The organism is Eubacterium ramulus, assembly GCF_003122485.1.
Taxonomy (GTDB): domain Bacteria; phylum Bacillota; class Clostridia; order Lachnospirales; family Lachnospiraceae; genus Eubacterium_I; species Eubacterium_I ramulus_A.
In genome coordinates this window covers 1-11,825 of sequence record NZ_JRFU01000018.1, presented here as the reverse complement: position 1 = coordinate 11,825, position 11,825 = coordinate 1, and the positions used below count along the sequence as shown (strand labels likewise).

The 11,825-nt window shown below is 41.6% G+C and carries 12 protein-coding genes and 1 other annotated feature; all 12 genes read right to left on the bottom strand.

Features of this window, described 5'->3' with window-relative positions; all coding sequences use genetic code 11:
* Positions 1-41: 41 nt before the first annotated feature.
* Positions 42-419, bottom strand: a complete 378-nt coding sequence (gene rplL / locus LG34_RS01985; RefSeq protein ID WP_109214644.1) for a 50S ribosomal protein L7/L12 — start codon at positions 417-419, stop codon at positions 42-44.
* Between the two features lie 82 nt (positions 420-501).
* Positions 502-1,062 carry a 50S ribosomal protein L10 gene (rplJ, locus tag LG34_RS01980; RefSeq protein ID WP_109214643.1) on the bottom strand — a complete coding sequence of 187 codons (561 nt, stop codon included), beginning with the start codon at positions 1,060-1,062 and terminating at the stop codon, positions 502-504.
* Positions 1,063-1,140: 78 nt separating this feature from the next.
* Positions 1,141-1,287 (bottom strand) — a sequence feature (ribosomal protein L10 leader region).
* Positions 1,288-1,367: 80 nt separating this feature from the next.
* Positions 1,368-2,060 (bottom strand): 50S ribosomal protein L1, encoded by a 693-nt coding sequence (gene rplA, locus LG34_RS01975; RefSeq protein ID WP_109214642.1) that lies wholly within the window; start codon positions 2,058-2,060, stop codon positions 1,368-1,370.
* Between the two features lie 57 nt (positions 2,061-2,117).
* Positions 2,118-2,546, bottom strand: a complete 429-nt coding sequence (gene rplK, locus LG34_RS01970) for a 50S ribosomal protein L11 (RefSeq protein ID WP_109214641.1) — start codon at positions 2,544-2,546, stop codon at positions 2,118-2,120.
* A gap of 48 nt (positions 2,547-2,594) precedes the next feature.
* On the bottom strand, positions 2,595-3,110 hold the full coding sequence (nusG, locus tag LG34_RS01965; protein WP_109214640.1) for a transcription termination/antitermination protein NusG: 516 nt from the start codon (positions 3,108-3,110) through the stop codon (positions 2,595-2,597).
* A 20-nt stretch (positions 3,111-3,130) separates the two neighbouring features.
* Entirely contained in the window at positions 3,131-3,340 is a 210-nt protein-coding gene (secE, locus tag LG34_RS01960) for a preprotein translocase subunit SecE (RefSeq protein ID WP_242979776.1), read from the bottom strand.
* 23 nt (positions 3,341-3,363) lie between these two features.
* Positions 3,364-3,513 carry a 50S ribosomal protein L33 gene (rpmG, locus tag LG34_RS01955; RefSeq protein WP_021740506.1) on the bottom strand — a complete coding sequence of 50 codons (150 nt, stop codon included), beginning with the start codon at positions 3,511-3,513 and terminating at the stop codon, positions 3,364-3,366.
* Positions 3,514-3,740: 227 nt separating this feature from the next.
* Positions 3,741-6,449, bottom strand: a complete 2,709-nt coding sequence (locus LG34_RS01950; RefSeq protein WP_109214638.1) for a SpaA isopeptide-forming pilin-related protein — start codon at positions 6,447-6,449, stop codon at positions 3,741-3,743.
* Positions 6,450-6,466: 17 nt separating this feature from the next.
* Positions 6,467-7,324, bottom strand: a complete 858-nt coding sequence (locus LG34_RS01945) for a hypothetical protein (RefSeq protein WP_109214637.1) — start codon at positions 7,322-7,324, stop codon at positions 6,467-6,469.
* Entirely contained in the window at positions 7,299-8,219 is a 921-nt protein-coding gene (locus LG34_RS01940) for a class C sortase (RefSeq protein ID WP_181369253.1), read from the bottom strand. The genes LG34_RS01945 and LG34_RS01940 overlap by 26 nt, the downstream gene beginning before the upstream one ends.
* Complete coding sequence (locus LG34_RS01935) at positions 8,213-9,076, bottom strand: class C sortase (protein ID WP_109214635.1); 864 nt, start codon at positions 9,074-9,076, stop codon at positions 8,213-8,215. Before LG34_RS01935 ends, LG34_RS01940 begins: the two co-directional genes overlap by 7 nt.
* Positions 9,077-9,084: 8 nt before the next feature.
* Complete coding sequence (locus tag LG34_RS01930; RefSeq protein WP_109214634.1) at positions 9,085-11,310, bottom strand: SpaH/EbpB family LPXTG-anchored major pilin; 2,226 nt, start codon at positions 11,308-11,310, stop codon at positions 9,085-9,087.
* Between the last annotated feature and the right edge of the window lie 515 nt (positions 11,311-11,825).

Below are 11,825 nucleotides of genomic sequence, written 5' to 3'. Positions count from 1 at the left end.
ACCAACCGGTTTCCCGGTTGGTGAAAATAATTCGGATAAAATTATTTAAGAGTAACTTTAGCGCCTTCAGCCTCAAGTTTAGCTTTGATATCCTCAGCTTCTGCTTTATCAGCACCCTCTTTAACCATCTTCGGAGCCTCGTCAACAACAGCTTTAGCTTCTTTTAATCCTAAACCTGTTAACTCACGAACAACTTTGATAACTTTAACTTTGTTCGGACCAACCTCTGTTAACTCAACGTCGAACTCTGTTTTCTCCTCAGCTGCGCCAGCACCGTCTCCGCCTGCTGCTGCAACTACAACGCCTGCTGCTGCAGATACGCCAAACTCTTCTTCACATGCTTTTACAAGGTCATTTAACTCTAAAACAGTTAACTCTTTAATCGCTTCAATAAATTCTGCGGTTGTTAATTTTGCCATTACTTTTTACCTCCAATTTTTCGATATTTTCATCTTTTAATATTCTAATTTTTAAGCTGCTATTTGCAGCTTCATCACCGGATTACTCTGCCGGTGTCTCTTCTGCTGCCGGAGCTTCCTCTGCTGTTTCTTCAGTAGCTGCTGGCTCGCAGTTTGCAGCACCACCCTGCTCTGCGATCTGGTTGATAACGCGAGCGAAGTTTGTGATCGGAGACTGGATGCTTCCAAGTAATTTGGAAAGAAGATCCTGTCTGGACGGAACGCTTGCGATTGTCTGCATTCCTGCTGCATCATAATAATCGCCTTCTACAACACCAGCTTTGATTTCAAGTGCCGGAGCTGTTTTAGCAAATTTTGCAAGAATTCTTGCCGGAGCTGTTGCATCTTCTTTTGAGATTGCAATTGCGTTTGGTCCCTCAAGAACCGGTGCAAGTGCTTCAAACTCAGTACCTTTGAATGCGAAATTCATTAATGTGTTCTTATAAACTTTGTAAGAAACACCAGCTTCTCTTAATTCTTTACGTAACTGTGTATCCTCAGATACGGTAAGTCCACGGTAGTCTACAACTACTACAGACTGTGCACCATCGATCTGAGCTGCGATTTCCTGAACGATAGGCTGTTTCAGTTCTACTTTTGCCACGAATCGTGCACCTCCTTCTTAAATTTTGTTTCCTCAGACGAAAACGGGAATCCATTCACATAGGAAGTACTCACTTTCCATGCTACATAAAAATCCCTCTGTCACGCAGACAGAGGGAGAAAATTCTTCTTTACTAAACATCAAACTGTTTTGTAAATTCCCTCGGCAGGTTCTGCGTTTATGCCTTTCGGCACCTGCTGTCTTCGGCAATTTTGTAATCTTTCGATTACACACCGCTGTGTTTTCACACAACGGTGCAATTATATCATTGTATCATTTCGATGTCAACAACAATTCAAAACTTTTTACACATATTTAGCAGTGTTTAATTTAACACCAGGTCCCATTGTAGAGGTCATTGTTACACTCTTCAGGTACTGACCTTTTAATGCGCTTGGTCTTGCTTTGATGATGGCATCCATAAGGGTCTGGAAGTTGTCCGCTAATTGCTCTTCTGTAAAGGATGCTTTTCCAATTGGCACATGGATAATATTTGTTTTGTCCAGTCTGTACTCAATCTTACCTGCTTTAATATCGTTGATAGCTTTTGTAACATCCATAGTTACTGTTCCGGCTTTCGGGTTTGGCATTAAACCTTTCGGTCCAAGTACACGTCCAAGACGTCCAACAACACCCATCATATCCGGTGTAGCTACTACTACGTCGAAATCAAGCCATCCTTCGTTCTGGATCTTCGGAATTAATTCCTCTCCACCAACGAAATCAGCGCCTGCTGCCTGAGCCTCGTCTACTTTTGTACCTTTTGCGAATACAAGTACACGAACTGTTTTACCTGTTCCGTGCGGCAGTACAACAGCACCACGGATCTGCTGCTCAGCGTGACGTCCATCACAACCTGTACGGATGTGAAGCTCGATGGTCTCGTCAAACTTTGCTGTAGCGTTCTCTTTTACAAGTTTGATTGCATCTGCACTTTCATACTGAACTGTTCTGTCGATTTTTTTCGCACTATCGACATATCTTTTTCCTCTTTTCATGAATTATAACCTCCTGTGGTTGTATCGGGAGAGGACCCTCCCACTTATTTTCGTTAATTAGTCCTCAGCTACAGTAACACCCATACTTCTTGCTGTTCCTGCGATCATGCTCATAGCACTCTCTAAGGATGCTGCATTTAAGTCTGGCATTTTCAGCTCTGCGATCTCTTTGATCTGAGCTTTTGTGATTGTTGCTACTTTAGTTTTGTTCGGTACGCCTGAACCAGATTTGATTCCGCAAGCTTTCTTGATCAGAACCGGTGCTGGCGGAGTTTTTGTAACGAAGCTGAAGCTTCTGTCTGCATATACTGTAATTACTACAGGGATGATCAGATCGCCCTGATCAGCTGTTTTTGCGTTGAACTGTTTTGTAAACTCTACGATGTTTACGCCATGCTGTCCAAGTGCAGGACCAACTGGAGGAGCCGGTGTAGCTTTACCAGCAGGAATCTGCAGTTTGATATATCCTTCTACTTTCTTTGCCATTTGAGATTGCCTCCTTTGAATTTTTCGTAATCGTTCCTTTACTTACGCTTACATTTTCTTCACTTCTGCGAAACTTATTTCTACCGGTGTTTCGCGACCGAAAAGCTCTACATTGATAGTCACGATCTGTTTGCTCTCATTCATGCTCTGGATAACACCAACGGTATCTTTCCATACACCACCAATGATCGTAACAGTATCGCCTTCTTTGAAGTCGACTACCACTTTTTCTTCTTTGATTCCCAACGGTCTCATCTCAGCTTCCGTGAGTGGCACCGGCTTTGATCCCGGACCAACGAATCCGGTAACACCTCTGGTATTTCTGACAACATACCAAGTGTCATCATTCATCACCATATTGATGAGCACATATCCAGGAAACATTTTTTTCTGAACCTGCTTTTTTGCACCGTTCTTCAACTCAACGACATCCTGCATCGGAATTCGAACTTCAAGAATTTCTTCCTCCAGATGTCTGTTTTCAATTGTTTTCTCAATGTCTGCTTTTACCTTATTCTCATATCCGGAATAAGTATGAACTACATACCAGTTCGCCTCAGCCATAAAAACTCACCTTTGCCTTCCTAAAGATTTACAAGGAAATCAACACCATACTGGATGCCCAGATCCAGCACCGCGATAATCGCACCCAGGATAACGGAAACAATTAAGACTGCTACAGTCTGTTTCCCAAGTGATTTTTTGTCCAGCCAAACGATTTTCTGGAACTCAGCCTTCAGACCGGTAAACCAGCTCGTTTTCGGAGCATCTTTTTTCTTGGTTTCTTCCATCATGTCACATCCTTTGCATCGCCGGATTATTTGGTTTCTTTGTGTAATGTATGCTTTCTACAGAATTTGCAATACTTGTTTACTTCCATTCTTTCAGGATGAGCTTTCTTATCCTTAGTCAGGTTGTAATTACGCTGTTTGCACTCTGTGCATGCCAATGTAATCTTTACGCGCACAACTTTCCACCTCCATTAAATTTCTTTGCAACTGTATGCTTTCATAAAATTATGAATCGCATTCAATTTTAGGCATAAAAAAAAGACCTACTTCCATCGCCCATCCACTATAGCACAGGAAGCAAGTCTTCGTCAACTATTTTTTCGCATTTTCCATATACTCGTTCTGTATCTTATGTAAAACATAACATATCATTCAGGACACGTAAATAATTATTTTTCATTTTTTAATTCAGATTCCATTTTCTTTCTCTCCGTTTTTGATAAAACAGGAAGATTCCCGTACCTGCAGCTACCATACCAATTATCAGAAAAACACACGGCATTTTTCCAGAACCACCGGTTACCGGCATAGAAAATTCTGCTGCATTATCAATATGATATGTCAGATCATAAAAGCCATACATTTTCGTAACTTCATCATAAACCGCTTTGGATAAATCTGCATCACTCTTTTCCCATTCTTCCAGAGACTTCTCCAGAGGAAGCGTTACTTCAATTTCTTCTTTGAGCAGATGATAGCCTTCCTTCGTTTTTATTTCAGTAATTTGGTAAGTCTGCGGAATCAGATCTTTCCACTCGATCCTGCCCTCTGCATCCGTTGTTCCTGTATAAACGTCTCCGGTCTGTACACCTTTCATCTCAAAGATAACACCTTCCAGTGGGTGCTTAAACCCTTTTGAATCTTTCTTATACAGACAGATACTTCCCTTTCGTGGACTATCATATGCATTAACAGTAATATTTTCAGTCTCCAGTTTTTCAAATTTTTGATCATTAGAACCATACAGCTCTGCCTCAGCTCCATTCGCCCGCTGTTTGATCAGCATTTTCAATCCATCCGTCACAGAAGCTTTTTTATCTGCATTTTCTGAAAAGCACATAAATCCCTTCAGTTGAAAATATCGCGGCGGCACAACTTCTTTTAACACATAACTTCCCAAAGGATAAAAAATCTGTCCATCTGCATCCGTATATAACTCATCAGATTTCAACGTAGTTCCATCCTGCATAGTATAAACATTTTTCAAAAAACAAGAACTGTCTCCGATGGTAATTTTTCCATCCTCATCCGTATAAAAATACCATCTATGGTATGGTGTGTCCTCAGTTTTGCCATTCACATTCATATAATAGGAAAGTTCAAACACGGCGCCCTGCAGAGACATATTTCCACGCACGGCAAAAGGTTCTGAAAGCTCCTGATCCATTTTTTTCAACGTAAGTGGAAATGTATGTGTTCCCGGAACTTCTGTACAGACAATCTGCGTTGTTTCTTTTGGTGTCACTACTGCCCGATGAATTCCATCCATAACAGTTTCACCGTCATTTTCATTACACAACAAATATCCAGCGGATGCTGTTATTTCTTTTATATAATAAGATCCTGCATGCAGCGTCACTATATTAGTATTTCCATCTGCATCTGTTCTCAGTATGTCGATCCGATTCTGATCTGCCAGGGCATCTTCCTGTGACGCATAAATTCCATATTCTGCGCCTTCCAGCGTATAGCAGACATTATCTTTTACAAGTTCTGCATTTTCAGATATTTTCTGCAATTTCAAACTTCCGGGTGCCGTATTGGAAAACTGCACTTCAACTGCATGTGTATTCAAATTGAAAGTCTGTTCCCAATATTCTGGATTCAGTTCATATCCGTCCGGAGCCTTCATTTCTACCACTTTCCAGGTATATGCTGTCTGAGATTTCAACTGTTCTACTGCTATTTTTACTTTTCCGATCACTTCATCTTTTGCACTCTGGTAAGCAGTTCCCCAGCTTCCAAAATCAAGCACTTTTTTTGTACTGGAGAAATAATTTGTATATAAAATATTTCCTCTCCAGTGATAGGATGCGCGCCCAGTTTCATCTGTCTTTACGGTCGCCATTTTTTCCCCATCTTTGTAGATTTCAAATTCTGCACCTGCCAGAACTTCGCCAGTATCTGCATCTGTTTTTTCTATGTGAATATCAAAAGACTGAGCAACCTGATCCCGTGCGCGATACGACGCCTGCAAATATTCCGTCCTTTTGAATACGATCCGCACGCTTCCACTGACCGGATTTATTACATTATTCCAAAGTGCTACCTTCTGCCTGCTTCCTTCCGCATAAATATAAACGCCACCACCTGTCGGAAGCCCCTTTTTTCTGTAATTTAAGGTGATTGATTTTCCAGCAAAAGACGCATTGGTGGTAACTGTTAATCCTCCTTTTGCCGGGGCAACCTGAACACCTGCCGGAAGATTTACAAACTCGATCTGATCTGAAATGTTATTCTTATCCACAATCCATATTTTTTCTCCGGCATCAGCTGAAATCGTCTGCCCTGTATATGACGGAATCGTATTATAAGTACTAACTTTTTTCCAGACTTCTGCAATCGCCTGATCAACTTTCGCTTTTGAATCCAAATGAGCACAAGTATACTTTTTTGTATTCGTCAGCATATACCGGCTTGCCTGATTATAATCTTCATGATCCTTAATTTCTGACCAGATCAGATTCTGTGTCAACACGTAATTACATACCCAGTCTGAGCCAAAATAACTTTTTGCATAACACACTGCCTTGGTCAGATTGTTAATCTTGTCAAAACTCCAGCCATATCGATTCTGAAGCCATTTGACTCCATTTCCATTTTCCTGCAAATAAAAGCGTGTTCCGTTTGCAGTCAGATTATTCAATTCGGTAGCTGGCTCCATACAATATGCCCATTGTTCATTCAATAATAACATTGATTCTGTGCCATCCGCTCCATTTCTGTTGTAACTGGAAAATGCACCACTTAAATTTTGTTCGATATTTCTTTTTAATATCATGGAAGAATCTGCCGCAAACCCGGTAATTTCCCCAAATAGCAATATCGCAAACAGTATCAGCGCAGTAAATACGGACAGGGATAATAGTTTCCTTCTCTTTTTTTCTGTCATTTCGTTGTTTCCTCCCACTATGCTCTGCTGTTTACAAAATAATAACCATAGGCAAATCCGGTATATTTAAAATCTACCATTCCAGCACTGACATACCAAAATCCATTTTCGTTCTGTGCAACACCATTATAATCAAATCGTACCTTCCCATTTTCCAGATACCACCAGCCATTTTCATTTTTTGCCAGACCAGTGTATGTTGTATCTACAATACCATTTCTGACTTTCCACCAGGCATTATCGATTTTTGCAACGGTATCCATACTCGAATTGAATTTACCATTTGTCAGATAAATAATCCCCTGATTTGCCGTAACACCGATAGTATCTTTTACCAATCCATTCTTACTGCTATCCGTCTTTCCTTTTGTCATCCAGTATATTCCATCTTTGCCTGCTGCCAATCCGGTATAAGTTTCATCTGCTTTTCCATTAACCAGATACCAGCCATTGCTTCCACTCATTTCTACCGTCTGATTCAATGGGAATTCACATTTTCCATTCGTAAATTTATATTTTCCAGATGTCGTATCAAAGATTCCACTGTTCCAATCTACCCAGCCGTTTACGACATGCCACCAGCCATTCCAATTCGGTACCAAAATAGATTCTGTATCTTTAACCACTCCCTGATCTACAAATCCCCATTGATTTCCTGTTTGGTCAGGGAACACTCCGTTTATGGTAACATCTGGCTTATCCCCATCATAAACATACTGCTGTTCCTCATTGATTTCCTGCGTAACAACCTTCCACTTAACCTCTGCTTCTGCTGCCTTTGCCAAAACTGTACTTCCATGAAAAAGTAACAACAGACTTCCCAACATCATAAACAGACGCATCCATTTTCTAACCACACGCTCTGTTTTCTGCATCTTTCCGCTTTCCCCCTTTCACATTCCTATATACCGTAAAAATCACGAATCCCGCCAATACTGCTACTCCTGCATAACGTATTTTTGTCTCCTGCCAAATTGTCTGATCCGAATTTGTCCTTATGCAATTTTGTGCTGATTCATTGTCCTGTACAAAGACCTTCTTTCCTGCCTCTGAAACACCCACGGTACCTGTCTCTTTCCGTTTTGCAGAAACAACATAACGATATTTCCCACTACTTCGGTAAGGATGACAGGTGATCAGCGTCACCTGATCGGTTCCCGATTGTATCTTTATCCGCTCTATTTCATCCGGTTCAATCACCTGAATATCCGATACTACATATTCCAAACGTTCCCATGGATTCGTCACAATGATACAATCCCCATGTTTCAGTGCATCAATATATTTAAAATACACCTGCTGCTTCCAGCCACGATGCGCTGCGATCACACAATTGGTATTGTTTCCGCCAATCGGAACAGATGTACCGCCCAAAACTGCTGCGCCCTGATTCAACTTTTCTTCGGATGCCCCCAGATACAGCGGAAGTGTACAATCAATGCTTGGGATTTCCACATATCCAAACATTTTATCTGATACAATTCCATCAATTTCAGGTGCTTTTTCCACATATGCCGGTTCATATAAACAGTTCTGCCCACTTTCAAACAATTCCTGATTATACTGTTGTATCTTTCCAAATAAATCCGATTTTTCCTCTGGTTCTGACTGCATGTGAAACTCTGCAATTTCTTTCTGTATTCGTTTGTCCTGATATTGTTGATGCAGATTTGGAGAAAAAAAGATCAAACATCCTGCCAATAAAAGTGCTGCTCCACACCAATGCTTCCATTTTTGTGCCACTCTGCCCGTTTTTTGTCTTTTCAACATTTCTTTCTTCCTTTTTTCCAAAGCATTGACAATACTTTGACAACAACTGCCAATCCCGCCATCATTGCACTGCCAGCCAGAATTGCATTCAGATATGCCCGCATCCATACCGAACCATTCCAGTCTGCCGTTTCTACCGGCACATCCACTTTCTTCACATCTGCATCCGATACCCGTTCTCCGGTCACGATCAGTCGATGTGTGTTTACTCCATAGGGTGTACAGGTAACCAAAGATATCAAATCCCGGTTTTCATCCGGGTAAAGGTGATCTGCCTCTTCCGGCAAAAGTGTCTGTATTTCACACACACAATATGTAAGACTCATATTTAACACCCGGATGTAAAACAGATCGCCTTCACTTAATTCCGTCAGATCCGAAAACATTCTGGAAGTATTCATTCCTGTATGAGCCAGAAGAAATGAGCGGTTACCCACGCCCCCAATCGGCAGCGCGGAACCTTCCATATGCCCAACCCCCTTTTTCAAAACTTCTTCCGATGTTCCATGATAAACCGGAAGTGACACATTGATCTTCGGTATTTCCACAAAACACATCATCCCGTTTTCTGTTGGGTTCAACACTTCTTCATAACGAATATCTTCTGGCAAGGATGTATCACAATATGGTTCCGTAAGCATTACCCGGCTGTTGACCAGCTCCTGATTATATCTTCTTGCAGCTTCCAGCTGTTTTGTAATCTCTGACGTTCCACTTTCTGCCGCATATTGTTCGTATACATTTGCACTGGAAGCCACATGATGTTGATACAGCCAATTACTGAACCATGGATACCCCATCAGTATCACTCCAAGTCCGATCAGTACAACCATTCCTGCCTGTCTGATTTTTCTCATATTGCACTTTATTTCATTGATAAGTCTTTTTTACGTGACATAAGGCTGCATCCTCCGGCAACTGCTGCAACACCAATGATCGTCACCAGATACAGTCCTCTTCCACCAGTCTGTGGTAACAGAAACTTTTTCGTATTCGTTACTGTCAAAATGACGGCTCCATTCGAATCTGTCATAGATGCATCCACCTGATCTACCTTTGCAGATGCTTTCTGGATTGCACCTACATACAGATCTGTTTTTCCGATCGTGCGACCGTTTGCTGTCTCGGACGCTGGTTTCCCAGCAGCCGTTCCTGTCAGCTCATCTAGCTGATCTGTTACAAGATTTCCATTTTCATCATAAATACCGCCATTGTAGTTTTTTACAATCTGTTCCACAGCTTCCTGATTCATTCCTGTCACGCCACAAACAGATGCGATCACGTCTCTGTCCGTCGCGGTAATATCAATCTCTATCGGCTCACGCAGCAGATTATATCCCCGATCCGTCGCTGTCTCTGTCAAAAGATACTGATCTGCTTCCAGCCCTTCGATCTGCAATCTTCCGCTGTCATTCTGTGGCACAAAGGCGGTTGCCTCCTCTTCCTTAGCGGTCTTTCCAGTTACATAATATTTTCCGTCCTTCTCTGATTTTTCAGCAATCACGTAATAGTCATCTGCCTTATTTTGAAGTGTAAACTCTACCTTTTTAAAGTTTCCCTTATCATCAGAAAATGTCTTTGTCAGATCTACTCCATAGGTATACACATAATTTCGGTCTTCCAACATGTTGTAATAACCATCCGAAGTACGACTCCAGATCAAACTGGCATTGTTCTGATTTCCTTCATCGCCGATAATCACAGATGCATCTGATCTGACAGTTGCCGTATAAGAAACTACCATATAATAATCTGATAATCCCTCCTCACGGTTCTTAGCACCATTTAAAACATTCAGGCCCTGTTCCGTCAGCCGGATATTCATTCTTGTAGAGCCATCCGGTGTCTGCATTCCTGTGTCCGGATCCTGTACCGTCACATAGGCATATTCCTGAGAATAATCACCGGAATCCAGCTCCCACACAGAAATGGCATTCTCTGTATTATTACTGTTCGCATCTTCTGCATTATCATAAAATGCGATTTTTGCATCACGATTATAACGTAAACCTGCTGCTAATGTGTCCGTGAAAGTATATTCACTCAGATAGGTAGCAGCTGAAGTAATATGCGGTAATTTGGAAACCAGAATATAATCCAGCACATCTCCCTCTGATGCCGTCACCGTATCCGCATAAGAGAAATCGTTCCCCGCTGTAAGAAAATCAGCAGTAGAAACCTTTTCCCCGTCCCGTGGCAGCACACTGTCAGCATACCTTCTCACACTTTTATCCAGCGTCGGGTTTCCTGTCTGATTCTTCGGATAACATACCATGTCATACAGCCAGGTATTTCCTGCTTCCAAGTTGGTAAACGGAAGCTGAACAAACCATGGATCTACCGTATCCACAACCTGTTCCGGAACTTCTGCCTCCACAAACAGATACAGTCCAAGTGGCAGATTTTCTGCATGTGTTTCCCCATGGCTGTCTGTCTTTGGCAAATTGATCACCCCAGCCACACTGCTTTGATCCGTTGTATCACTCAATGTTCCATAATCATACAGATAATGTTCCAGCTCATTTTTCGCAGAAACATTATCTTCTTCCAATATCTGTTCCATAGCATCAGAAATCTGCTGGCTTGTATAATGATACACGTCCTGATTTTGACACGGATACGCTTCATCCGATGTTGTCATATCAATCGCATCTTCTGCTTTCAACCCCAGGATTTCTGCCAGCCTGCCCGGAATCTCATAGACTAATTCCACCAGTGACGTTGCATCACTATGCACCATGTGCGTTTCCACATTTCCGACCCGCAGACAGGAAAACTGTACGCCTTCCATGCCGTAATCTGACAGAGCCTGTTCTGCCTTTGTATTTTGTTCACCATCTGCTTCATCCTGTCCCTGCTTGTAATCACCAGCTGCTTCTGCCGATGTTATATCGTATTTTCGAATCGTGATACTTCCCTTTTTTGAAAGATCTACCGTTGACGCTTCCACAGATTTTCCACGTTTCTCTGACTCCTGTTCATAAGCACGCTCTCCCTGAGCTGCCAGACCAGTCTGCACTAATGGTGCTGTTCCCAGAATAAGTGACAAAGTAACTGCCCCCATTGCAATCATCATTTGTTTTCTTCTCATATTTTTCCCGTTCTCCTATTATTTACTTCGTTTTACATTTAGTTGTTTAAAAACTGTTACCGCTACTTATCATTTTTCCATGTCTATCACCTCTCTTCCGTGAAATCCAACACGTATTGTTACTCATCAAAACTGGAATCCTGTGTCGAAAATCGACCACGAAAATTAGATATGTCCATAGCAGACAAAAGAAACTGCATTCGAATGCATCGCCTGTGATTTTGATGTGGCTTCAGTATACGCATCCCGCTGTCACCTGTCAACCACACTATTTTTTTCATTTTCTGTATTTATACAAACTGCACAAAACAGGAAAACCTGCATAAAATCTTCCCTTTTTTCACTTTTCGCCCTTTTTTACCCCATTTTACCATAACGAAAAAATGCAAATTTTGTATAGTTTTTTCATCTTTTCTTTTTCCATTCTCCCATGGTACAATAGGCAGAACGCAATATTTATTTTTGTACATTCAAGAATGCTCCGGCATTCTTGTTGCGAGGTGCGCGTCATGCAA

Excerpts from the sequence above, each read along its gene's own strand:
- rplL (WP_109214644.1), bottom strand. The coding sequence starts at position 419 with ATGGCAAAATTAACAACCGCAGAATTTATTGAAGCGATTAAAGAGTTA.
- rplA (WP_109214642.1), bottom strand. The coding sequence starts at position 2,060 with ATGAAAAGAGGAAAAAGATATGTCGATAGTGCGAAAAAAATCGACAGA.
- rplK (WP_109214641.1), bottom strand. The coding sequence starts at position 2,546 with ATGGCAAAGAAAGTAGAAGGATATATCAAACTGCAGATTCCTGCTGGT.
- nusG (WP_109214640.1), bottom strand. The coding sequence starts at position 3,110 with ATGGCTGAGGCGAACTGGTATGTAGTTCATACTTATTCCGGATATGAG.
- secE (WP_242979776.1), bottom strand. The coding sequence starts at position 3,340 with ATGATGGAAGAAACCAAGAAAAAAGATGCTCCGAAAACGAGCTGGTTT.
- LG34_RS01950 (WP_109214638.1), bottom strand. The coding sequence starts at position 6,449 with ATGACAGAAAAAAAGAGAAGGAAACTATTATCCCTGTCCGTATTTACT.
- LG34_RS01945 (WP_109214637.1), bottom strand. The coding sequence starts at position 7,324 with ATGCAGAAAACAGAGCGTGTGGTTAGAAAATGGATGCGTCTGTTTATG.
- LG34_RS01940 (WP_181369253.1), bottom strand. The coding sequence starts at position 8,219 with ATGTTGAAAAGACAAAAAACGGGCAGAGTGGCACAAAAATGGAAGCAT.
- LG34_RS01935 (WP_109214635.1), bottom strand. The coding sequence starts at position 9,076 with ATGAGAAAAATCAGACAGGCAGGAATGGTTGTACTGATCGGACTTGGA.
- LG34_RS01930 (WP_109214634.1), bottom strand. The coding sequence starts at position 11,310 with ATGAGAAGAAAACAAATGATGATTGCAATGGGGGCAGTTACTTTGTCA.